At 70.0% G+C, this 23,467-nt stretch carries 18 protein-coding genes and 1 tRNA gene; 9 read left to right on the top strand and 10 right to left on the bottom strand.

The window, feature by feature from the left end; translation table 11 throughout:
* The first annotated feature begins 26 nt into the window (after window positions 1-26).
* The gene (locus tag PYV02_RS10735; protein ID WP_275758997.1) at window positions 27-1,028 is read left to right on the top strand and encodes a lactonase family protein; all 1,002 of its coding nucleotides are present in this window, start codon (window positions 27-29) and stop codon (window positions 1,026-1,028) included.
* A 36-nt stretch (window positions 1,029-1,064) separates the two neighbouring features.
* Here PYV02_RS10735 and PYV02_RS10730 read toward each other — a convergent pair whose 3' ends face one another.
* A complete protein-coding gene (locus tag PYV02_RS10730; RefSeq protein ID WP_275758995.1) occupies window positions 1,065-1,979 on the bottom strand; it encodes an Ltp family lipoprotein in 915 nt (304 codons plus the stop codon).
* Here PYV02_RS10730 and PYV02_RS15405 point away from each other — a divergent pair.
* Window positions 1,902-2,063 (top strand): beta-propeller fold lactonase family protein, encoded by a 162-nt coding sequence (locus PYV02_RS15405; RefSeq protein ID WP_420833629.1) that lies wholly within the window; start codon window positions 1,902-1,904, stop codon window positions 2,061-2,063. The genes PYV02_RS10730 and PYV02_RS15405 overlap by 78 nt on opposite strands.
* Here the strand turns inward: PYV02_RS15405 and PYV02_RS10725 are convergent.
* Window positions 2,060-3,364 (bottom strand): erythromycin esterase family protein, encoded by a 1,305-nt coding sequence (locus PYV02_RS10725; RefSeq protein WP_275758993.1) that lies wholly within the window; start codon window positions 3,362-3,364, stop codon window positions 2,060-2,062. The two genes, PYV02_RS15405 and PYV02_RS10725, sit on opposite strands and share 4 nt — an antisense overlap.
* A 169-nt stretch (window positions 3,365-3,533) precedes the next feature.
* Here PYV02_RS10725 and PYV02_RS10720 point away from each other — a divergent pair, with 169 nt between their 5' ends.
* Complete coding sequence (locus PYV02_RS10720) at window positions 3,534-3,962, top strand: Hsp20/alpha crystallin family protein (protein WP_275758991.1); 429 nt, start codon at window positions 3,534-3,536, stop codon at window positions 3,960-3,962.
* A 152-nt stretch (window positions 3,963-4,114) separates the two neighbouring features.
* On the opposite strand, the gene PYV02_RS10715 is transcribed toward PYV02_RS10720, so the two are convergent.
* Window positions 4,115-4,191, bottom strand: a tRNA-Met gene (locus PYV02_RS10715).
* Window positions 4,192-4,318: 127 nt separating this feature from the next.
* On the bottom strand, window positions 4,319-7,624 hold the full coding sequence (locus tag PYV02_RS10710; RefSeq protein WP_275758989.1) for a DUF11 domain-containing protein: 3,306 nt from the start codon (window positions 7,622-7,624) through the stop codon (window positions 4,319-4,321).
* Window positions 7,625-7,858: 234 nt separating this feature from the next.
* Between PYV02_RS10710 and PYV02_RS10705 the strand changes: the two genes are divergently transcribed.
* Window positions 7,859-9,790, top strand: coding sequence for a sigma-70 family RNA polymerase sigma factor (locus PYV02_RS10705; RefSeq protein ID WP_275758987.1), 1,932 nt, complete (start codon window positions 7,859-7,861; stop codon window positions 9,788-9,790).
* Window positions 9,791-9,851: 61 nt separating this feature from the next.
* Complete coding sequence (locus PYV02_RS10700; RefSeq protein WP_275758985.1) at window positions 9,852-10,244, top strand: hypothetical protein; 393 nt, start codon at window positions 9,852-9,854, stop codon at window positions 10,242-10,244.
* Window positions 10,245-10,269: 25 nt separating this feature from the next.
* Here the strand turns inward: PYV02_RS10700 and PYV02_RS10695 are convergent, their stop codons facing one another.
* Both PYV02_RS10695 and PYV02_RS10690 read right to left on the bottom strand, forming a co-directional pair.
* The gene (locus tag PYV02_RS10695; protein ID WP_275758983.1) at window positions 10,270-13,155 is read right to left on the bottom strand and encodes a UPF0182 family membrane protein; all 2,886 of its coding nucleotides are present in this window, start codon (window positions 13,153-13,155) and stop codon (window positions 10,270-10,272) included.
* A 67-nt stretch (window positions 13,156-13,222) separates the two neighbouring features.
* Window positions 13,223-14,329: a YlbL family protein gene (locus PYV02_RS10690; protein ID WP_275758981.1), complete on the bottom strand. Its 1,107-nt coding sequence runs from the start codon at window positions 14,327-14,329 to the stop codon at window positions 13,223-13,225.
* Window positions 14,330-14,437: 108 nt separating this feature from the next.
* On the opposite strand from PYV02_RS10690, the gene PYV02_RS10685 reads away from it, so the two are divergent.
* Window positions 14,438-15,778 carry a zinc-dependent metalloprotease gene (locus PYV02_RS10685; RefSeq protein WP_275758979.1) on the top strand — a complete coding sequence of 447 codons (1,341 nt, stop codon included), beginning with the start codon at window positions 14,438-14,440 and terminating at the stop codon, window positions 15,776-15,778.
* A gap of 210 nt (window positions 15,779-15,988) precedes the next feature.
* On the top strand, window positions 15,989-16,834 hold the full coding sequence (locus PYV02_RS10680; protein ID WP_275758977.1) for a hypothetical protein: 846 nt from the start codon (window positions 15,989-15,991) through the stop codon (window positions 16,832-16,834).
* Here the strand turns inward: PYV02_RS10680 and PYV02_RS10675 are convergent.
* On the bottom strand, window positions 16,764-18,464 hold the full coding sequence (locus PYV02_RS10675; protein WP_420833619.1) for an ATP-dependent helicase: 1,701 nt from the start codon (window positions 18,462-18,464) through the stop codon (window positions 16,764-16,766). The two genes, PYV02_RS10680 and PYV02_RS10675, sit on opposite strands and share 71 nt — an antisense overlap.
* Window positions 18,428-19,357 (bottom strand): NAD(+) diphosphatase, encoded by a 930-nt coding sequence (nudC, locus tag PYV02_RS10670; protein WP_275758974.1) that lies wholly within the window; start codon window positions 19,355-19,357, stop codon window positions 18,428-18,430. Before nudC ends, PYV02_RS10675 begins: the two co-directional genes overlap by 37 nt.
* A gap of 65 nt (window positions 19,358-19,422) precedes the next feature.
* On the opposite strand from nudC, the gene PYV02_RS10665 reads away from it, so the two are divergent.
* The gene (locus PYV02_RS10665; RefSeq protein ID WP_275758971.1) at window positions 19,423-20,412 is read left to right on the top strand and encodes a phosphotransferase; all 990 of its coding nucleotides are present in this window, start codon (window positions 19,423-19,425) and stop codon (window positions 20,410-20,412) included.
* Window positions 20,413-20,419: 7 nt separating this feature from the next.
* Here the strand turns inward: PYV02_RS10665 and PYV02_RS10660 are convergent, their stop codons facing one another.
* A complete protein-coding gene (locus PYV02_RS10660) occupies window positions 20,420-21,754 on the bottom strand; it encodes an MFS transporter (protein WP_275758970.1) in 1,335 nt (444 codons plus the stop codon).
* 85 nt (window positions 21,755-21,839) lie between these two features.
* Here PYV02_RS10660 and PYV02_RS10655 point away from each other — a divergent pair, with 85 nt between their 5' ends.
* Complete coding sequence (locus PYV02_RS10655) at window positions 21,840-22,685, top strand: LysR substrate-binding domain-containing protein (RefSeq protein WP_275758967.1); 846 nt, start codon at window positions 21,840-21,842, stop codon at window positions 22,683-22,685.
* On the opposite strand, the gene PYV02_RS10650 is transcribed toward PYV02_RS10655, so the two are convergent.
* Window positions 22,682-23,467, bottom strand: a complete 786-nt coding sequence (locus tag PYV02_RS10650) for a bestrophin-like domain (protein ID WP_275758965.1) — start codon at window positions 23,465-23,467, stop codon at window positions 22,682-22,684. The two genes, PYV02_RS10655 and PYV02_RS10650, sit on opposite strands and share 4 nt — an antisense overlap.

The following is a 23,467-nucleotide window of genomic DNA, read 5'->3' as shown; positions in this document are numbered from 1 at the left end:
CGTCGTGCCCGGTATGGTGCTTGACGATGAACGAGTCGACGACGTACTGGTGCGGCAGCTACACCCCACCGCAGGGCACCGGTACCGGCCTCGGACTCATCGAGCGCCGCGGCGACGAGCTCTCCTGGCTCGGCACGGCAGCCGCGCTCGACTCGCCGTCGTTCGTCGCCACCCACCCGACCCTCGAGGTGATCTACGCCGTCGAGGAGCACCGCGGCGACCTCGTCGCACTGCGCCGCGACGGGGATGCCTGGGTGCATCACGGCGAGCCTCGCGTTGCCGGGGTGGCCGCCTGCCACGTGCGAGTGGATGACGCGGGCCGCTTCGCAGTGGTCACCTGCTGGGGCGACGGCCGGGTGCTGGTGTACCCGCTCGATGCCGACGGGCGGCCGTTGCAGCCGATCCTCGGCGAGGCGTCGCACGACCCCGATGGGCGCCAAAGCCGCGCGCATGCCTCCGCGCAGCTCGGGCCCGGCACCTTCCTGACCACCGACCTCGGCCACGACCTCGTGCGCGCGTGGCGGTTCGACGGCGAGCGCGTCACCCTCCTCGGCGCCCTCGACGTCGGTCTCGGCAGTGGACCGCGGCACCTGGCCGCCGCCGGCGACGGGCGCTACTTCGTGGTCACCGAGTACAGCAACGAGGTGCTCACGCTGCGCGCCGACGAGCACGGTCTCGCACTGCTCGGCCGCACCCCGGTGCTGAGGGACGGCATGCGCGAGGGAGACACGTGCTCGGAGATCGCGCTCCACGAATCCGGGCGGTGGCTCGTGGTGGGGGTGCGCGGATCCGACCGGATCGCGCTGCTCGCGGTGGGCGAGGATGGCACGGTGACGCCCGTCGACGACGTGGACTGCGGCGGCGGCATCCCACGCCACCTGCTGCTGGACGGCGACCGGATCATCGTCGCCAATCAGCGATCCGGTGGCCTTGCCGTGCTGCACCTCGACCCCGTGGCCGGTGCGCTCTCGCCGGCGGTCTCGACCCTCGCGGTGGGCAGCCCCACCTGTCTGGCGGTCGCGGGCTAGAAGCCGCTCGGCTCCGTCTTCAGCTAACGGCCCGGACTAGTACCCGTTGGCGGCAACGCCGAACTCGGCTTGCTCAGGGCTGAAGCCCTCATAGATCAGCTGCTCGATGAGGCCTTGTCGCGAGAATGACGTGAATTCGAGGTACGACTTTGCGCTCGCAGCGGCCTGCGCGTTCCAGTCGGGGGCAAGGAAGTCCACGGCAAATGTTGCATCTTCTGTCGAGAAGCCCTCGTACTCGAGTTGCTCGATCAGCCCCTCACGCGAAAACGACGTGTAAGCCAGATACGACGTGGCAGAACCGATGGCCTGTTGCTGGCCCATCGTCAACTTGGGCTTCTCCTCAACCACAAAGGTCACCGTGTCACCGAGCTTGAGTTCGGTACCAGCGGCGGGCGACATGGAAAGCACCAAAGCGTCCGGCTCACCCGAGTAGGCAGGCTTCAAGCCCGCACTCGCCAGCGTGCTGGCCGCCTCCGAGGCGGACTGTCCAACGACGTCGGGCACCACGACGGGAGCCTCGGCCGATTCCGCATCTGCCGCATTTGGCGTCGCGTCCGCAACCGGCAGCTTGTCGCTTCGGGGATCACGATTGAGGGCACCGATGATGATCAATAGCAGGACCGCACCGACAACCCCGAGCGTGATCCACAAGCCGCGGCGAGACTGCTTGGAACGCGGTTCTGACGCCAGTGGAAGCCAAACCAACGACCCGTCGACATTCTCGGTGAGGCGATGCCCGTTGACTACGTCTCCGGGCTTATACGTCGAGTCAGCCATGCGAATCTCCTTCGGTTCCCCAGTCACCGAGTCTTGCTCGTCACCGACAGCTGCGGTTCCCCCCAGTACAGGGGCGGACATATCTGCGGCGGCGGCATCCCACGCCACCTGCTGCTGGACGGCGACCGGATCATCGTCGCCAATCAGCGATCCGGTGGCCTTGCCGTGCTGCACCTCGACCCCGTGGCCGGTGCGCTCTCGCCGGCGGTCTCAACCCTCGCGGCGGCCAGCCCCACCTGCCTGGCGGTCGCGGGCTAGAAGCCGCTCGGCTCCGTCTCGAGTTCGGGTTCTCGGGCGCGGGCCTCGGGATGCAGCATCCGCACCGCACGGGTGTGCTCGAACCACAGCAGGGCGTCGTACCGGGCGCCCATCACGGTTGGCACGTAGTTGCCGTGCTCACGCCGCGGATCGTAGACGACGCCGATGGCGCGATGGCCGCGTCGGCACGACAGCCACGGCCCGGCGCGGCTCGGACCGAACAGCAGCACGGCGTTCTCGCCGATCTCGTCGTGCAGCAACGCCTCGTGACTCGGGGATGCCGCGGGCGGCACCTCGAACACGCGCGCCGTCTCGCCCCACCCGGAGGCCGCCACCACCGCCCCGCGGTGGCACGCGAAACCGACCAGCGCGACCCCGTCGGCGCTGTGACGATCGCGCAGCAACTCGCCGACGTTGATCATGCCCGCCGCCGACATGTCGGTAGCGCGCGCATCCCCGATGTGGGTGTTGTGCTCCCACAGGATGCCCTTCGAGCCGGCCCCGTGGTGGCGGGCGATGCGGTCGGCGGTGTCGGCCATGTGCCGGTCGCGCAGGTTCCAGGACTCGCGGTCCCCGCGCACCATCGCGCGGTAGTAGGCCTCGGCGCCCGCCGCGACCTCGGCGTTCTGCAGCGCGTCGAACGCGGCGTCATCTTCCGCCGCGAGTGCGCGCCGACGGACCGCGCTCAGGAGCGCGACGACCTGCGTCTCGCAGGAGGCGGGGACCAGCCGGGTGCTCCAGGCGTACTCGTGCGGGTCCTCCTTGTAGGGCACGAAGCAGCGCCACGCGCTCATCGCCGACGGCAGGTCCTCGGGCGCATTCGCTTGCAACCAGTCGATGATCTCCCGCAGCGAATCCCACAGGGAGTAGACATCGAGTCCGTAGAAGCCCACCCTGTCCCCGACCGGCCGCGTGCGATTGAACGAGCGAAGCCAGTCGAGGAAGTCGGCGACCTCCTCGTTCGCCCACATCCAGGTCGGCCAGCGCTCGAACGAGGCGAGCATGGCGCGTGCATCCAGTTCGGGATGCGCGTCGGCGCGGACCCAGCGATCGATGCGCCAGCAGTCCGGCCAGTCTCCCTCCACGCCGATCCAGCGGAAGTCGTGTTCGGCGATCAGGCGGCTGCTGATGGCCGCCCGCCAGGCGTAGAACTCATGGGTGCCGTGCGAGGCCTCGCCGAGGCCGACGAACCTCCGGTGGGCGAGCATCGTGATCAACGCGTCGAGATCATCCATCGATCGCAGCGGATGCGCGAGCGCACGCACCTCGCCCGCGGTCGGATTGTGCACCGCGTCGTCCATGGCATCTCCTTCGATGCGACCATCCTCCGCTCGGGCGAAGCACGCGCCCAGGGCCGAAAGTCCTGGCTGGGAGGACCTTCGGCCCTGGGCGGGTGCACCGGCGCTTCTTAGCGTGAATGACGAGAGCGGATGCACCTGCTCCGCTCCGAAGAGAACGAGAGGAAGGTGCATGATGGCACGCAACCTGGTGCGGTTCGACCCCTTCGCGGAGTTCGACACCCTGCAGAAGAAGTTCTTCGAAGACGGGTTCTTCGCGCCGCTGCGCGGTCGGCAGTTCCCGACCATGGACGTCTACACCGTCGACGACAAGATGATGACCGTGGAGGCGCACCTGCCGAACTTCGAGGAGAAGGACATCTCCATCGACGTCGACGGCGACGCGCTCGTCATCCAGGCCGAGCGACACGAGAAGGAGGAGGACGCGAAGAAGAAGTACGTCGTGCGCGAGTCGAGCGCGAGCTTCTACCGCCGCATCGCCCTGCCCGACCAGGCCGACCAGCAGAACATCGCGGCCACCTTCGCGCACGGCGTGCTCAAGGTCACGGTGCCGTTCAAGGAACTGCCCCAGCCGAAGAAGATCGCGATCGCGAAGGGGTGAGCAGGGCAGGATTTGACTCCCCACCGCCTCCCCCAGCCGTCGCTGCGCGACGCCCGGAGCCCCTCGGCGGTGTGGGCCCACGAGCAGATTCGCGTCCGAACCCGAGCAACCAATACGAAAAGGCCCGGTCAGAAGACCGGGCCTTTTCGTATTGGTTGCGGGGGCAGGATTTGAACCTACGACCTCTGGGTTATGAGCCCAGCGAGCTACCGAACTGCTCCACCCCGCGCCGTGAACCCCTCAGGGAGTTCCAGGGAACCTCGACGCCGTCAAGGCTCCGTGATTCGCTCGGTATAGCTTAGCGCATGTGCGGGGACATCTCGACCCGATGCCCCCGCACACGGCGCAGTCAACGATCAGCGCACGTCCGCGTTCCGTCGGCGACGGCCCAGAACCACGAGCGCGGTGCCTGCGGCGAGGGCGGCCACGACAGCCACGATCAGCGCCGTCGACAGCTCCGCGCCGGTGAATCCGAGCACGCGCGGCGTGCGCGGCACCGTGGTGGGCGCGCAGGCGGCGAGCGGATCGTCGTCGCACGCGGTGTCGACGACCGGCGGGGAGTACCCGGGCGGGTTCTCGAGGCTCGCACGGTTGATCACGCGATCACGGTCTTGCGTCGCATCCACCGTCGCGATCAGCGTGTAGACCACCTCGGTGTCTCGAGCGAGTTCGGGCACCGCCCATGTGACGGTGCGGTCGCCGGGATCGTAGCTGCCGCCGTGATCCGCGGAGACGAAGGTGACCCCCTCCGGCAGGGTGTCGGTCACGGTCGTCGCCAGGCTCGTGCCGGTGCCGACGTTGGTGACCGTCACCCGGTACGTCAGGGTGTCGCCGGGCTTCGCCGACGCCACGTCGACGGTCTTCGCCAGGCTCAGACGCTCATCCGAGCCGGTGATCCCGACGCGAGGCGACTCGGTGGGCAGCAACGCGATCCCTCCGGTGGTCTGCGCGTACGCCGCCACGGTGTTCCATGCGACGAGGTCCTTGTCGATGCTCGGGATGGTCATCGGGAACGTGAGCTCGAAGCCCTGCCCCGTCTCATAGCTGCCGGTCGCGACCAGACGCACCGCGTTGACCTCGGCGAACCCGCCGAGCGCCAGCGGATCCGTCGTCCAATCGTCAGTACAGGCGCCCTGTCCGACGAAGACCTCGGGACGGCAGGGATCGACGGATGCCGAGTAGGAGACCGTGACCCCGGGTGGGACCACCACCGGCCCGGCGAGCACGGGGCGGAACTGGCTGCCGCGCGACTCATCCGCCTGATCGCCGGATACACCGGTGTCGCCGACGTGCGGGAACACGTCGTACAGCACGACACCGTTCAGGGCCGGGGCGCCGACGTTCTGCCAGCTCACCCCGAAGACCGCCGCGCCATCCTGCAGCTTCACGTGACCCAGGTGCGGGAACACCTGCGGGGCGGTGTCGTAGTCCCCCTGCACGCTCTTGCTGAGCTGGAACTGACCGCTCGTGGAGGTGATGGTGCGGTACTGGGCGGTCGCCTCACACCCAGCGGGCACCGTCGAGTCGTCGCCGCGGAGCCCATCGGGGTCATCGGCGATGTAGCTGCCCGCGAAACACTGCCCGGCGAGGGTGGCGCTGTCGTAGAACACTCTCGCGGCGTTGACGTAGATGCCCGGGGTCTCCGGCTTGTCGACCACGAAGTCGTCGACCACGAGGTCGACCCGGCCCGACTGCGCTGGGATGGCCTCGACCGGCAACGTGAATCGGATGAGCTGCTGCTCGCCCACCGCATCGTCGACGACTTCCACCTCGAGCTCACTGGCCGGGACGTCGATCGGGCTGCCGCCGGCCGAGCGCAACTCGGCACCGATCCCGTCCGGATCGTCGGCGAGAGCGGAGCCGGCCGGAAGCAGGTCGGTGACGATCAGGTCGGCCGCGGGCAGGCCCGGTGTGAAGAGGGTGGCGGTCAGGTCGACACGCGCCTCGGTGCCGGTGGCGCCGCCGACATCCGTCATGCGCTTGGCGATGCCGATCTGCGGAGTGTTGACGACGAAGACGTCGGCGTTCGGCGACTCGTCCTGGGCGACGGGGGTCGTGCCATCCCTGAGGAACCACTCCACGCTCGCCTGGTTCTGCAGCACCGCGCCGTCCGTCAGGGAGCCGTCGGCGTATCCGTCGATGCGGATGTTGTCCGCGGTCCGCCGCTCCTGGCTCGCGTCGCGCGGGATGATCACGGCGGCGACATCCCCGATGAACGCATCCGGAACGGTCCACGCCGCCCAGTTCGCCGTACCGGTCTCGAGCACCATGTCATGTTCGGTGCCAGCGGTGTCGAGGAAGCGCGGCGCGTAGCCCGCGGCGGGCGCCACCCCCGAGTAGTCGATTCGGACGCCCAGCACGTGGAAGGCCGGGTCGGTGCACACACCGGAGTCGACGGGTCGGTACAGCACCCCCGAGACGTTGGTCAGGCAGGGCATGGCGTCGACGATCTCGTACTGGTGCTCCTCGTATTGCACGCGCGGCTGCAAGCGGTAGCCTGCGGGGTTGCCCTCGGCCATCGACGCCGGTCGAGCGCTGTTGTCTCCGTTGGGGAGCCAACGGCCGGGGTAGGTCGCACGGAAGTCGGGGGTGGCATCCGCCGAACGGTTCAACGGCGCAGCGGAGGTCTTGCCCAGTGCGTGCGTGCCGGGGATCGGGTCGCCGCCGTCGGCGAGCGCCACGATCGTGCGGCTCGCCGTCGCGCTACTGGAGTCACCGCCACCGGAGGGGGTCGCGGTGGCGGTGACGGTGTTGGTGACCTGGCCGTACGCGGGGATCGGGTCGCCATCGACCGGCCCCATCGTGGCGAGCACTGTCTGGGTCGCCGACGCGGCGGCGGGCGGGGTCCCGCCGCAGGCCTCGGGCACCGACTCGGGGGTCGGGTAGGTCCAGGTGATCGTACGGTCAACCGGGTTCCACACGCCGCCTCCGGAGGCGGAGTCGAACGTCAGCCCCGCGGGCAGCACATCGACGACCGCGAGGGTGTCGGCGTACACCGAGCCGATCGGCTTGGTCGCGGGGCAGGTGGCGGTGATGGTGTACGCGATCTGCTCCCCCTCGGCGTAGAAGGTGCGGTCGCTGGTCTTCGCGGTCGTCAGCGGCACGGCGGCCGTCGCGGTGCCGACCGCGGCCGTCGGCGCGACACCGCCGGTCGTGTCCGGGTCGTCGGTGACGGCGCTCGGCAGCAGTGACCAGGTGGTGCCGTTGGGGGTCTGCAGGTTCGGCGGGGTCACGCCGAGCAGAATGCTCTGCGACGACCCGGTCGGGATGCTGCCGTTGAGCTCGATGACAAGGTCGTCACCCTGCACGCTCCAGCCCTGCACGAAACCCGCCGGACCGCCGGAGACCTCGAATCCCCAGTCCGTCATGCTCCACGGCCCGCCATCGGCGGTGGCGTCCAGGGGAATCACGATGCTCGTGCCGTTGCAGGAGGGATCGTTCGCTCCCCCGCACGCGATGTTGATCTGGTAGCTGAACTGTGCACCCGAGGGCTGCGTCGTCGCGTTCGTCGCCTGGATGCTCACGGTCATCGACGCGACCGCGTGCGCGGCTCCGGCCGCACCAAGGCTCATGCCCAAGCCGAGGATCACGGCGATGGCGGCACCGGCGATGCGAGTGCGACGTGGGTGCGTGCCAGAGGATCTGACGATGGGCTGCGGCATGGTTGTGCTCTTCCTGTTCCGACGTGGGTGCGACGGCGCGCGTGCGCATGGCTGTGCATCCACGAACTGACACTCGGTTTGACAGCCGCCTATGACGCAAGCTCAGAATGTTCTCGGCCCGAGTGGCCCACTCCGGCAATTTCGGGCATGCCGCGTCATAGTCGTCGGTTGAACCCGGTGTTAATCAAGAGCACGGAAACGGGGAGACCCACCGCGGCGAAATCGGGGGATTGCATGCAAGGGCGGGCCGACGAGGCGGGAGACGCCGAACTCGCCGAGCGCACCCGACGCGGCGATCAGTCCGCGTACGCGGAACTGTGGCAACGGCACGCTCACGCGGGTCTCACCGCGGCCAGGCAGTTCGACTCGATCGCGGACGCCGACGACATTGTGTCCGAGGCGTACCTGCGGATCCTGCGCGCGCTGCAGCGCGGAGGCGGTCCGCACGAGGCATTCCGTCCCTATCTGTACCGCACCATCCGCAACGTCGCGCTGGACTGGAATCTGAAGGCAGCGCCCAGCGCTGGCGAACTCACCGAGGAGATCGAGAGCACGGAGCTCGACCCGGAGAGCACGGTGCTGGAGAACACCGTCACCGTGCATGCGTTCCGCACCCTGCCCGAACGCTGGCAGGCGATCCTGTGGTACACCGAGGTGGAAGGCATGGAGCCCGCCGAGACGGCTCCCCTGCTGGGATTGACCCCGAATGCCGCAGCGGCCCTGAGCTACCGCGCGAGAGAAGGCCTGAAGAAGGCGTGGCTGCAGGCGCACGTCAACGACCGCCGTGTGCCCGCCGAGTGCCGATGGACGACGGAGCGCATGGGCGACTACGTTCGCGACGCGCTCTCGGCAACCGGTCGGCGGCGCTTCGAGGCGCACCTGCGCACCTGCGCACGATGTTCGATCCTCGTCGAAGAGGTCGACGACCTGGGCGGTCGACTCGCCTCGCTGCTGCTTCCGCTCACCATCGGCGGCACCGCGGGAGCGGGTCTGCTCGCCGCGCTCCATGCCGATCCGCCGCCGTCGACCGCCAGCTCCGTCGCCGGTGGTGCTCGGACGGCGCTCCCCCGACCCGTGCTGGCGGTGGCCCTGGGCGCGGTCGCCGCCGTGGTGATCGTCGGTGCCGCGGTCGCGGTGCCTGGTCTGGTCGCATCCGGCCCCGAGATCACGGATGCCGGGGATGAGCAGACGCAACCGTCGCGCCAACCGACGGGGATACCCGAGCCCACGCCCACCCCGTCCGCGACGCCGGAAACACCGCACGAGCCGGATACCCGAACCCGCGAGCCGGACGTCCCGGCACCCGAAGCGCAGGTGCCGGGGCCGCCCTCGCCTCCCCGCGACACCATCGCGCCGACCGCGCCAACGGTGCTCACACCCGCCGACGCCCTGCTCAGCAACGACCCGATGCCTCGGTTCACCGGCCGCGGCGAGCCCGGCGCGCGAGTCGACGTCGCCTTCCCGGGGTCGGCGCCCGTGTCGGCGACCGTGGACCGCGACGGCGCTTGGAGTCTGCAGCCGAACGCGCCGATCCCGGACGGCGCCCACACGCTCGCCTTCACCCAGGTCGACGGCGCGGGAAACCGCTCGGCGGCAGGGCTGCGCACCCTCACGATCGACACCGTTGCTCTCGCACCGGTCGTCGACCCGCTCCCGACGGAAGCGCTCTACCTGCCGACCGTCTCCGGCACTGCGGAACCCGGCGCGGTCGTCGAGCTGCAGGTCGATGGTGCCGCCGTCGCCTCCGCGGTGACGGCCGCGGACGGCTCGTGGTCGTCTCCCCTGCCGGATCCCGCGCGGGACGGCGTCACGCTGACGGCATCGCAGGTCGACCCCGCCGGGAACACCTCGCCGACGTCGACGCCCTCGGGTCCGCTGAGCTTCTCACGCCCGACCTTCGTGATCCCGCACGACGGCGCCGTGATCGAGTCCACGGGCGGTGCCACGGTCGTCACCCTGGAACTCGACGGCATCGAGGGGATGCAGGTGGAGGTGCTGATCGACGGAGTACCGACCGGCAACATCCACACGCTCGCCGCCGCCCCGATCTCGCGGGTGACGCCGCCGCTGGCGGACGGTGCGCACATCGTCGGGGTGCGCTACGTGGACCAGGTCGATGGCCGGGTCGGTTCGCTGCATCAGATCGCCTTCACCATCGCACCGTGACCGCCGGCCCCCAGACGCGATCCGACGCCGCGCCGATAGACTCCGCTGCATGGAGCGCGGCATGAGCATTCACGACGCGCTCGGCCTGCTGGCGGAACTGTTCACCTGGATCGGCCTCGCGGTGGGCGGCGTCTTCGGCATCCTCTGGCTCGTGGCACTGTCGATGCGCACGCTGTGGGTGGAGACCGACGCGGTGGTCGTCGGTGAGGCATCCGAGGCCCGACTGCGCTGGATCGGCGAGGACGGCGCCCTGCGCGAGCGCGCGCTCGAGCCCTGGGAGCTCGACGAGCTCGCCGGCGACGACCACTGCCGGGTGCTGCACCGTGGCGAGCACGCCCGGCTGAAGGGTGCACCGCATCCCGGTCGCGCGCTCGGCGTGCTCGCGATCGTGTTCCTCGGCCTGGGCCTCGCCGCGGTGGTGCTCTCGTTCGTGCTGCTCGCGACGGACGCCTGAACGGCGGGCGCCCGTCGCGAGAGCGCTAGGAGGTCGCGGCGATCGCGCGCTCGATGGCCTGCTGCATGCGCGCATCCGCCTCGGCCGCGGCGACGAGGTCGTTCGCCGCGTAGGCGGCCTGACGGTCGGCGAGTGCGGCCTGGTAGTCCGACAGCGCCTGCTGCAGGGCAGCGTTGTCGGTCGTGCCGGGCTCCGTCGGAGTGCCGGGATCGGTCGGCTCGGTCGGCTCCGTCGGCACGTCGGTGTCGCCGGCGTTCGCACCGGAGTCGCCGCCGAAGAGCTTGTCCAGCGCCTCGTCGAGGGTGTCTTCGAACGCGATCTGGTCGCCGAAGGAGACGAGCACCTTGCGCAGCAGCGGGTACTGGGTCTCACCGGTGGAGGTGACGTACACGGGCTGCACATAGAGCAGTCCGCCACCCACCGGCAGGGTGAGCAGGTTGCCGCTGATGACCTCGGTCTGGCCCTGACGCAGCAGGTTGAGCTGCTGGCCGACCGCGGCATCCGAGTCGAACTGGGCCTGCACCTGGCCAGGGCCGGGCACCGTGGTCTGGCTCGGCAGCGTCAGCAGCGTGAGCTTGCCGTAGTCCTCGCCCGGGTCGGAGTTCGCCGTCAGGTAGCCGGTGAGCACGTTGCGGGCGCTCGCGCCGGTCGCCTTCGGGATGAACGTGGAGTAGAGCGTGAAGGCCGACGCATCCGTGCCGGGCACCTTCATCGTGAGGTAGTACGGCGGCTGATCCGTGGGGTTGGCCGGCGGCGAGATCGGGTCGTTCGGGGTGATCCACGCGTCGTTGCCGGAGTAGAACGTGCCGGGATCGGTGATGTGGTACGTGCCCAGGATCGAGCGCTGCACCTTGAACAGGTCGGCCGGGTAGCGCACGTGAGCCAGCAGGTCTTCGCTCATGTCGGACATCGGCACGACCGTCGACGGGTAGACCTTCTGCCAGGTGGCGAGGATCGGGTCGTTCTCGTCCCACGCGTACAGGGTCACCTCGCCGCTGTAGGCGTCGACGGTGGCCTTGACCGAGTTGCGGATGTAGTTGATGTCGTCGAAGGCGACCTGCGGCTGCGGCTGGTACGTGTCCGCGATCGCGGTGGAGAGCGACTGCACGGTCGAGTACGGGTAGTTCGCCGTGGTGGTGTAGCCGTCGACGATCCACAGGATGCGGCCGTCGACGATCGCCGGATACGGATCGTTGTCGAGGGTCAGGTACGGCGCGACCTTCGCGATGCGATCCTTCGGGCTGCGGTCGTAGAGGATCTGCGACTCGTCGTTGACGTACTCGGAGAGGAAGATCTGCTCCGACTGGAACTTGATCGCGTAGATGAGGCGCTTGAACGCGTTGTCGAGTTTCGGCCCGCCGTCACCGTCGAAGGTGGTCGTCGGGTTCGCGCTCGAGTCCTCGTCGGCACCCGCCGGGTAGTCGAGCTCGACCGGCTCCTTGCCCTCGGGTGCGCCGACGATCGAGTACTCGGGCGAGGTCTCGCCGAAGTAGACGCGCGGTTCGAAGTCGCCGACCGCATCGCCGAGCGCACCGGTGCCGGGGATGCCCGACTCGAGGAACACGGGGCTGCCGTCGGTCGCGCGCTGGTTGCCGTACGCCGCGACGACCCCAAATCCGTGCGTGTAGATCACGGTGTCGTTGTCCCACCCGCGGGAGCTCTGCCCGTCCTGGTTGAGTTCGCGCAGCGCGATCACGGTGTCCTGCGTGGTGCCCTCGATCTGGTACCGGTCCACGTCGAGGTACTCGGGGAACTGGTAGAACTGCCGCACCTGCTCGAACTGCCGGAAGGTGCGCGTCACGAGCGCGGGGTCGATGATGCGGATGCTGGCCGTGGTCTCGGCGTCCTCGCGCAGGGCGCCGGGTTCGGCATCCGTCGTCGCGTTGTAGGGGATCTCCTCGACACCGGAGACGCCGTAGGCGTCGCGGGTCGCCTGGATATTGCGCTCGATGTAGGTGGCCTCGAACGCGCGGGCGTTGGGCTCGACCTGGAAGCGCTGCACGATCCACGGGTAGATGCCGCCGACGACGAGTCCGCTGACCAGCAGCAGCGCAGTGCCGATGATCGGCAGGCGCCAGCGACCGATGATGGCGGTGACGATGAAGAGCACGGCGACGATCGCCGCGATGCCCGCGAGGATCGCGCGCCCCGGGATAGTGGCGTTGACCTCGGTGTAGCCGGCGCCGGTCTCGAGGAAGCCCTGGCTCGTCGAGTAGAGGGCGGTGTACTGGTCGAGCCAGAGGCTCACCGCCTGCAGCGCGAGGTAGATGGCCGCGGTGACGGAGATCTGGATGCGCGCCGACCGCGAGATGCGAACCTCGCGCCCGCTGATGCGGATCGCCCCGTAGAGGTAGCTGGTGGCCAGCACCGCGAGGCCCGCGATGAGCACCACGGCCGAGGCGAAGCCCACGATGCCGTGGTACAGCGGCAGGTCGTAGACGAAGAAGGAGATGTCGAGACCGAACTGGGGGTCGACCTGACCGAACTCGGTCTTGTTGAGCCACTGCAGCACGACCGGCCAGTTCGCGGAGGCCGAGACGCCGGCGAAGATGCCGAGCACCGCCGGGATGCCGAACATCGCGAGCCTGCGCAGCGGCTCGATCACCTGCTGGTAGCGATCCAGTTGCGAGTTGAGCTTCGCGTAGACGGGACGGGAGCGGAACGCGATCTCGATGCTCACCCACACCGGCAGGGCCATCGCCACGAAGCCGATGAGGAACATCACGCCGCCGGCGACCCACTGCGTGGTGAGCACGTTCAGGAATCCGAGCTGATCGAACCACAGCACGTCGGTGTAGAGGTTCGCGACCACGAAGAAGGCGATCACGATCACCGCGATGATCACGGCCGCGATCGTGAGGGTGACCCGCGTGCGGTTCGAGGTGGGCGGTGTGGCTGATGAAGTCGACACTGGCTGTGCTCCTGCGTTCGGGGGGCTCCGCCCATCTTAAGGGGGTGAAGCTGCGAGAGTCCCGGCCTCAGCCCGCCGAGCAGGTCGGCAGCGAGGCGGTGTCGGAGCCGTCGGCGATCGCGGAAAGGGCGGTGAGCGCGTCATCCAGCGTCGCGACGGCGAACACCGTCAGGCCCGATGGAATGTGCCCCACGACCTCGGCGCAGTTCGCCGCGGGCGCCAGGAACCAGTCGGCGCCGGAGCGCGAGGCGCCCCACATCTTCTGCCGGATGCCCCCGATCGCGCCCACCTCCCCGCTGCCGGAGATGGTGCCGGTGCCGGCGACGTTCTCGCCGCCATTGAGTTCGCCGGGCGTGAGCTTGTCGATGATGCCGAGTGCGAACATCATGCCGGCGCTCGGGCCGCCGACGTTCTCGAGCTGGATCTTCACGTCGAAGGGGAACTCGTAGTCGCCGCCCACGTAGACGCCGATGATGGGGGTCTCGCCGTCCTCCGCGAACTGCGGCAGCACGTCGACGGTGAGCTGCTCGCCGTCGCGCTCGATGCCGAAGCTCGCGGGCGCGTCGACGCCGTTGGCGGCGATCTCCGCGCGGAGACCCGTGACATCCTGCACCTCGACGCCGTCGACGGTGTGCACGATGTCACCGGGCAGCAGCACGCCGTCCGCGGGCAGGTCGGGCTGCACCTCGACGACGGTGACGGTGCTCGGGAAGGTGTAGCCGAGCTCGCCGAGCGCGGCCGCCACCGCCTCCTTCTGCGAGTTCGCCATGTCGATGCGACCCTGCTCGTTGGACTGCTCCTGGCTCACGCCCTCCGGATACACCTCGTCGACCGGCACGACCGCCTTGCTCTGGTCGAGGTTCGCGCCGACGATCTCCAGCCAGCTCGGCGGGTTCTCCCGGTTGCCGCTCACCGTCACCGTGAGCATGCTGAGCGCGCCCGAGGTCGGATAGGTGGTCTCGTCGGGGATCTCGATCAACGGCACGTCCTCGTCACCGAAACGCACCTCGCCCAGGGTGTTGTACACCGGGCCGGGCTGCTCGATCACGTAGGGCGCCGGCAGGTTGGCGACGACGACGACCCCTGCGACGCCGAGGGCGATGACGCTCCAGCCGATGACGGCCCCGATCCGTCGCCGGGGCGGGCGCACGTCGTGGTCAGTGAAGAGGGCCAACGGGCTCCTTGGTGTCGGGGGCGTGTTCGCCACGGGCGCACTGCCCGGAGGTCCCAGCGTAGGTCAATTCCCGGTCACCTCGCCGGGGCAGCGGCTAGCGTAGTGAGCATGGCTGAGGATTCCCGGGAGAACCCCGAGGACGAGTTCCGCGACATGCTGCGCGACTTTCTGGCAGGCAACACCGAGATCGACCCGGCGCGGCTCGCGGGCGCGGCGGGGCTGCCCAACGACCCCGAGCTGGTCGCACAGCTCATCGCCCAGCTGCAGAGCGCGCTGGAGTCCAGCGGCGACGGCATCAACTGGTCGCTCGCGCTCGAGCAGGCCAAGGGCATCGCGACCCGCAGCACGGTCGTGAGCCTGCCCGCCGAGCGGTCGGCGCTCGAGCAGGCGCTGCACGTGGCATCCCTGTGGCTCGACGAGGTGACCTCGATCGCGGGGCTCACGACCGAGCCGAAGCTCATGAGCCGGCAGGAGTGGGTCACGGCGACCATGCCGGTGTGGACGCAGCTCGCCGAGCCCGTCGCGACCTCGATCGCGGACTCCCTCACGACGGTGCTGCGCGAGAACGCGCCGGATGACGCCGAGCTCGACGACATGATCCAGGGCGCGTCGAAGATGATGCGCAACGTCGGCGGCACGCTGTTCGCGATGCAGCTCGGGCAGGTCGTCGGCCAACTCTCGAGCGAGGTGGTCTCGGGCGGCGACATCGGCATCCCGCTGCTCGACGCGGAGCAGGCCGCGGTCGTGCCGCAGAACATCGTGGCCTTCGGGGCCGGGCTCGACATCCCCGCCGACCAGGTGCAGCTCTACCTCGCGGTGCGCGAGCTCGCGCACGCCCGGCTGTTCCGGCACGCGAAGTGGCTGCGGCTGCAGCTGCTGTCGGCGATCACCGAGTCGTCGCGCGGCACCGGGGTCGACCTCGAGCGACTCGGCGATCTCGCGACCGATCTCGACCCGTCGAATCCGGAGGCCCTGCGCGAAGCGTTGAAGAACGGCGAGCTCATCGCACCCAAGACCGAGGAGCAGCTCACCGCGCTCGCCCGGCTCGAGACCACGCTCGCCCTGATCGAGGGCTGGGTGGATGTCGTGACCGCGGAGGCGACGAAGCGGCTGCCCTCGAGCGGCGCGATCGCCGAGACCGTGCGGCGACGCCGCGCCTCGGGCGGCCCCGCGGAATCCGCGTTCGCGACGCTCGTGGGCCTCGAGCTGCGACCGCGCCGGCTGCGTGAGGCGGCCGCGATGTGGCAGGCGGTGACGGATGCCGTGGGTGACGCCGCGCGGGACGCGCTGTGGTCGCATCCCGACCTCGTGCCCACCGGGGAGGACATCGACGACCCGGCCGCCCTCGTCGCCCGCCTGCAGGCCGGTGCGCCCGAGCCGGATGACATCGACCAGGCCCTCGAAGACCTGCTCAACGACGACACCTCCGAGCGCCCGACCGAGGAGTAGGCGGCGGCCCCGCCGCCGCTCCGCGCCAAGGCCCGCTCCCGCCGCAGAGCCTGCTTCTCGCCAAAACGGAGGACGCCGCGCCGTGGACCTCGTCGTTGGGGCCCCTGCCGCGGCGTGTCATCCTCCCGAATGGTGTGGGCGGGGATCGCGCGGCCGGGCGGTTGTGGACGGCGTGCGCGGCCGGCGGCGCACCGGCGGCACACTGTGCGGATGGTGCTCCGGCTCGATCCCCGCTTCCCCGTCGTGTGGCGCACACCCTCGAGCGTGCAGTTGGGGGTCGACCCGCCCGTGGCGATCGTCGAGGCGCTCACCGAGACGCAGGAGCGCATGCTCGCCGCGCTCGCCGTCGGCGTGAGCGAGAGCGGACTCGCGATGCTCGCGCGCGGCCACGACGACGAACGCGCCTCGCTCATCGCCGCGATCGCGCCCGCGCTCGAGGCCCCGACCGACGAGCCGCGCGTGCCGACCGTCGCGATCACCGGTCCGCTCGCGGAGGCGATCGTGCCCGTGCTGGCCGCGAGCGGGGTGCAGGTGCTCGTCGGCGCCGATGCCGGCGCCCTGCGCGACGCGCGGCCCGACCTCGCGATCGCGACCGCCCACTACGTGCTGGAACCGGAGCTGCACGCATTCTGGTTGCGGCGCGATGTGCCGCACCTGCCCATCGTGCTCGGCGACACGGGCGCGACGGTCGGTCCCATGATCGAGCCCGGCACCGGGCCGTGTCTGCTGTGCCTCGAACTGCACCGGCGGGACGCCGATCCGGCCTGGCCCGCGATCGCCTCGCAGCTGCTCGGCCGCCGCAGCGGCGCCGAGTCCGCGGTGCTGCTGGCCGAGCTCTCGGGGATGGCGGCGCGTGCGGTGCTCGCCCGGCTCGCCGACGGCCCGGGCCCGGCGCACTCCGTGCGCCTGGATGCCGCCACCGGTGCACGCCGTGCGCGGCGGTGGGCGGTGCATCCCGAATGCGGTTGCCGCGGCCTGGACGCCCTCAGCCCAGGTCGGCCAGAAAGCGGCTCGGCTGGCGACCGCCGCCTCGAGCCTGCGCTGCAGCCCAGCTGAGCGAGAGCCGTTCGCGGGCTCGCGTGACCCCGACATAGAGCAGCCGGCGCTCCTCCTCGATGGCGGTCGCATCCTTGGCGTAGCTGATCGGCACGAGCCCCTCAGAGAGCCCGATGATGTAGACCGAATCCCACTCGAGCCCCTTCGCCGAGTGCAGCGTCGCGAGCGTCACGGCGCTCATCGTGGGCTCGTGCTGCCCGGCCTGCCGCTCGAACAGCTCGTCGACGAACTCGCGCAGCGTGGTGCCTGCCGGCGCCTCTTCCGCGATGCGCATGAGGGCGTTGAGCGACTCCCAGCGGTCGCGCACCGCGCCGCGCGCCTCCGGCGCCTCCTGCGACCAGCCGATCGAGCGCAGCACGTCGCTGACCACCTGGAACAGCGGTTGCGGCGCTGTGTTCACCGCGGCCCCGCGCAGCAGCATGAGCGCCTCCTTCACCTCGCGCTGGTCGAAAAAGCGCGTCGCCCCGCGGATCACGGTCGGCACACCAGCATCCGCGAGCGCGGTCTCGAGCACCTGCGACTGCACGTTCACGCGGTACAGCACCGCGATGTCCTCGGGCGCGCGTCCGCCGGCGATCTCATTGGCGATCGCGGATGCCACGGCCCGAGCCTCCGCGACATCCCCCTCGAATGCGGCCACCCGCGGCGCCGGGCCGACCTTGCCCGAGGCGGACTCGAGCGTGAGCGCACCGGGACGCCCGCGCATGAGCTTGTTCGCTGCTGCGACGATCGTCGGGGTGGAGCGGTAGTTCTCCTCCAGGCGCAGCACGACGGCATCCTCGTGCTCGCTCGCGAAGCCGAGCAGGAAGTCGGGGCTCGCGCCCGCGAAGGTGTAGATGGTCTGGCTGACGTCGCCGACGACGCACACGTCGTCGCGGTCGCCGAGCCAGAGGGCGAGCAGGTCGTGCTGCAGCGGCGACACGTCCTGGTATTCGTCGACGACGAAGAAGCGGTACTGCTCGCGCACCTGTTGCGCCACCCGCGGCTCGGCCTCGATCATGCCGGCCGCGGCCAGCAGCACGTCTTCGAAGTCGAGCTGGCGGCGCTCGTCCTTGATCCGTTCGTAGGCGGCCTGCAGCTCGGCCAGCTGCTCCGGGTCGAGGCTCGCCGGCACCGGGCGGCCTCGGGTGACGTACTCGTCGATGCGCAGGCGCGAGATCTTGCGCCACTCGATCTCGGCCGCGACATCCCGCAGCGTCGCGGTGTCGAGTTTGAGTCGCAGCCCGTCGGCGGCGTGCGCGATGAGGCGGGCCTTGTTGTCGATGAGCCGCGGCATCGACCCGCCGATCACCTGCGGCCAGAAGAAGTTCAACTGCGAGAGCGCCGCGGCGTGGAAGGTGCGCGCCGCCACGCCGCCCGCGCCGAGCGCGCGCAGCCGGCCCCGCAGCTCCCCCGCGGCGCGAGCCGTGAAGGTGAGTGCCATCACCCGGTTGGGCGGGTAGACGCCGGTGGCGACGCCGTAGGCGATGCGGTAGGTGATCGCCCGCGTCTTGCCCGTGCCGGCTCCGGCGAGCAGGCACACCGGCCCCAGCAGTGCCTGCGCCGCGGTGCGCTGCTGCTCGTCGAGGGCCTCCAGCAGCCGCTCGGCCTCGCTCACGCTTGTCCGTCGTCGATCTCGGCGCCGTACCACTCCTCGACGATCGCCCGAGCGATGGAGGCGCGACCCGGCAGCCGGATCTCATCGAGCGAGGCCGCGAGCTCCTCGCGGCTGAACCATCGCAGGTCCATGATCTCGGTGCCGTCCGGAACGGCGTCGCCGGTGAAGGCCGGATCGACGCGGGCCGTGAAACCGACCATGATCGACGCCGGGAACGGCCACGGCTGGCTGCCCAGATACACCGGGTCGACGACCGGGATGCCGGACTCCTCGAGTATCTCCCGCACGATCGCCGCCTCGAACGACTCCCCCGGCTCGACGAACCCGGCGAGCAGGGAGTAGCGGTTGGACTCCCACAGCGCGTTCGAGCCGAGCAGCAGCCGGTCGTCGGCATCGAGGACGCCGACGATGACGGCCGGATCGGTGCGCGGGAAGATCTCGGTGTTCGCCACCGGATCCCGTCGCACCCAGCCGCCCTTCTCGACGATGGTCGGCTCGCCCGTGCGCGGTGAGAAGCGGTGCGAGGCGTGCCAGTTGAAGATCGCGAGCGCCTCCGTGAGCATGCCGGCGTCCCGGTCGTCGAGCGCGGCGCCGATGGTGCGCAGGGAGCCCCACTCCGCCTCGGCGAGCTGCGTGGCATCCTCGATCTCGACGGCGACGATCGGGGTGCCGACCGGCTCGGGACTCGTCGGCGAGATCGAGCGCCCCAGGTAGACGCGCAGGTCCCCGTCCGGGGCAGCCGAGACCGGCAGCAGGGCGAGGGAGGTCGGCGAGGCCAGCAAGGCGGCGCCCTGATAGATCGGCAGGATGCGGGTGGCCGGGTCGGCCCACAGCTCCTCGAACAGCTGCGGACGCTCACGGGCCGCGGCGTCGCGATCGAGCTGGAAGCGCGACAACGGCAGCCTGGCGGCGAATGACGGCTGCATGGGCGACCCCGAAGAAGTGCGTGGCGTACGGCTGAAGCGCTGGATGGGCGACCTACCCTGACGGTATGGCCAGATCCCATCTCACTCTAGCCGCGCTCGCGACCTCGGCCGTGCCCGGTCTCGACGTCGCCGCTGCCGCGAGGTTCGGGGGCACCGGGGGCGACTTCGATGCGAGCCTCGTCACCGGCCGCGACGGTCGCCACTGGATCATCCGCGTGCCGCGCACGCCCCAGGCCGAAGCGGTGCAATCGGCCGATCTCGTCGCCCTGCGCGCCCTCAGCGCCGGCGTGCGCACCCGCCTGCCGTTCGCCGTCTCCGCGTTCGCGGGTCAGGCGCCGATCGACGGCACGCGCGCCATCGTCTACGAGTTCGTCTACGGCACGCGCCTGTCGCAGGCCTCGTACGGAATGGATGCCGCGACATCCATCGGCACCGCAATCGCCGCGATCCACGCCCTGCCCACGAGTTTCATCGCCGACTCCGGCCTGCCCGTGCTCACCGCCGGCGAGTGCCAGCGCGCCTGCGCGACGATCGCCGACCGCGCCGCGGCCACCGGACTGCTGCCCGCCGCACTGATCGGCCGCTGGGAGCAGGCGCTCGAGGACGCGAAGCTGTGGCAGTTCCAGCCGGTCGTGATCAACGGCGCCCTGCACGCCGACTCCTTCCTGTTCGCCGACGATGCCGTGACGGGCGTGCTGGGTTGGCAGGATCTGCGCGTCGGCGATCCCGCACGCGACCTGCACTGGGTGCTCGGCAGCCCGGCGGACGCGGTGATCGAGGGCGTGTTCGATGCCTACACTGCCGTGCGCGGTCAGGGCGACCGTCAGCTGCGCCAGCGCGCGACGTTGTACGCCGAGCTCGAGGTGGCGAAGTGGCTGCTGCACGGCACCGAGGTGCGCAGCACGGAGATCGTCGATGACGCCGTCGCCATGCTCACCGCACTCGTCGACCGCATGCGCGCCGACGTGATGAACCCGCTCGGTGCGCAGACCATGCCCACCGCGACGGTCGACGAGGTCGAGGCGCTGCTGGCGCGTTCGGAACGCGCCGTCTGATCCGCGGCTAGCTGCCGACCTTCGGCACGATCGCGACCCAGGAGCCACGACGCCGGGGGCGCACCTGCAGGCTCAGCCTGCCGCCACGCGCCAGCACCACCGCGATCACGATCGCCGCGGCCGCCGGAACGGCACCCGAGAACACGAGGGCGAGGCGCGGCCCCCAGACCTCGGCGAGCCATCCCATCAACGGGCCGCCGATCGCCTGGCCGCCGACGAGCACCATCACCCAGAACGACATGATCCGCCCCCGGATGGCCATGTTCGACGACAACTGGATCAGCGTCTCCACCGCCGTGCCGAACAGCAGCCGGGTCAGTCCGATCGGAATCAGCAGCGCGAGGAACAGCGGGACGAACGGTGACAGCCCGGCGAGCATCTGCACCACCCCGAAGACCACCGCACCGAGCACGACGGTGCGCACGCGCAGGCTCGATCGGCGGGTCGAGGCCAGGGCCCCGAGCAGCGCACCGACGGCGACCAGGGAGTTGTAGAGCCCATATCCGCTCGCACCGGTGTGGTAGACGTCGGCGGCCATGCCGGCCAGGATCACCGGCGTCGACATGCCGAACGTCGAGACGATCGCGAGCATGACCATCGGCCAGAAGATGGTCGGCTTGCGCAGGATGTAGCGCAGCGCCTCGCGGATCTGCCCGTTGCCCCGCGCCGCGCGCGGTGAGGGCAGCAGGTCGCCCATGCGCAGCCCGAGCAGCAGCGCCACGGCCACCAGACCGCCGAGTGCGTTCGCGGCGATCGCCCAGCCGGAGCCGATCACGACGATGAGCCCTCCGGCGATCGCCGGTCCCAGCAGCGCCCCGAGGTGGAAGATCGACGCATTCACACTGATCGCGTTGCGCAGGTGCCGCGGGCCGACCATCTCCCCGACGAATGCGGAACGAGCGGGACCGTCGAAGGTGCCGAGCACTCCGACACCGAGCACGATCGCGTAGACCGCCCAGAGCTGGGCGGTACCGGTGATCGCGAGCACGGCCAGCACCGCGTTCAGCACCGCGATCGCGGATTGCGCGGTGATCAGCACGGCCCGCTTGGGCAGACGATCGGCGACCACGCCCGCCCATGCCCCGAGCAGCAGGGTCGGAAGGAACTGCAGGGCGATCGTCAGCCCCACGAGCGCCACGCTGCCGGTGATCTCGAGCACGAGCCAGTCGACGGCGATGCGCTGCATCCACCCCGAGGTGTTCACGATGAACTGGCCGATGGCATACAGCCGGTAGTTGTGCAGCCGAAGTGCCTGAAAGGTGTCGCGCCAGCGCGGGCGCTGCATCGCCACCGCGAGCGGAACCGTCGCCGGGGAGCTCTCCTGCGCAGCCCCGGTAGTCATCGCATCCACGCTACGCCCGCGGCACCGATAGCGCCCCGGAATCGCAGCTATAACTCTGATAAGCAAACGCAATAGGCTGGCCGGGATGTTCGATCCACTGCTGCTGCGCACCTTTCTGGCCGTGGCGGAGACCCTGAGCTTCACGCAGGCCGCAGCGCGGCTGTCGTTGAGCCAGCCGGCGGTCAGCCAGCACGTGCGCAGACTCGAGCAGGCGGCCGGCAAGCTGCTGCTGCTGCGTGACACCAGAACCGTCTCCCTCACCGATCACGGCGAGGCCATGCTCGGCTTCGCGCGCTCGATCCTCGCCGCACACGACCAGGCCTCCAACTACTTCACCGGCTCGGCGATGCGGGGTCGGCTGCGGTTTGGCGCGGCGGACGATCTCGCACTCACACAGCTGCCCGGCATGCTGCGCGAGTTCCGCCAGTCGCACCCGCAGATCAACCTCGAGCTCACGGTGAGCCAGAGCCCGCTGCTGCACAAGCGGCTCGAGTCCGGGCAACTCGACCTCGTCTACATCAAGACGAACCCGGGCAGCGGGCAGGGGCGCCTCGTGCGAAGCGATCGCATGACCTGGGTCGGGCATCCGAGCGTGGCACTCGAGGCGCAGTCGCCGATCCCGCTGATCGTCTATCAGACGCCCTCGCTCAGTCGCAGCTACGCGGTCTCCGCTCTCGACGGCGCCGGGCGGGCGTGGCGGGTCACCTGCACCGTGAGAGAGGTCAACGGTCTGCTCGCGGCCGTGCGCGCCGGCATCGGCATCGCGGTGTTCCCGCAGTCGCTCATCCCCGCCGATCTGGCCATGGTCTCCGCGGCGTTCGGGCTGCCCGCGCTCGGTGACGTGGACTTCGCGCTGCTGGACAACCCTCGCGCCACGCGAGAGCCGGTGGAGGCCCTCGCCGCGGCGATCCTCAGCCGGCCGGGTGCCTAGCCGCCCAGCAGCTGCGCGAGGTTCTCGAACGCCTCGGGTGTGATGCTGACGATGCCGGCATAGGGGTGGTCCATGCTCGCGGTGGTGTAGATCACGAGCGAGACGAACACGGCGATGATGCCCGACATGATGAGGTGGATGCGCAGGCTCTTCGCCTCCACGAGCGAGATCATGAGCGCGTTCAACAGCGCGCCGATGGCGAGCACCGCCCAGAGCAGCGGCGGCAGGGCGAGCTTGGTCTCGTCGAGCCGGGCACGGCGGGCGATGAGGAAGTCGTTGAAGGTGTCCACGGTCTGGGTGTGCAGCACCTGCTGCCCGATCGAGCCCGGCTCGAACTCGAACAGCAGCCGACCCATCGACTCGACGTGGTCGTTGCCCTCCGCCGGGATGATGTTCTCCCGCATCAGTGGCCAGTCCGTGGTGATGACGCCCTGCACGTATCGACGCAGCTCCTCGTGCAGCTGCTCGGCGACGTCGGCGGGATAGCCGCCGAAGTCGCGGAACATCGCGCCGATCACGGACGCCTCGTCGAGCACGACGCCGTTGACGCGCTCGAAGTTCTCATAGACCGAGACCGCAATCAGCGCGAGCACCACGCCGAACAGCAGTCCGTAGGACTGCATCGCATAGCCGAGCACCCGATCCCAGTCCGGGTTCTTCTCGGCGGCACGGGTCACCCACGGACGCACGGCGAGCAGGATGCCCAGGGACAGCACGACCGCGAGCAGCACGAACGTGGGCAGTGAGAACCACATCGGCGCGTCGTAGAAGAACCAGTCCAC

This window comes from Antiquaquibacter metalliresistens (assembly GCF_029211225.1).
In the GTDB taxonomy this organism is placed as follows: Bacteria; Actinomycetota; Actinomycetes; order Actinomycetales; family Microbacteriaceae; genus Rhodoglobus; species Rhodoglobus metalliresistens.
This window is presented reverse-complemented; position numbering and strand designations above follow the sequence as displayed.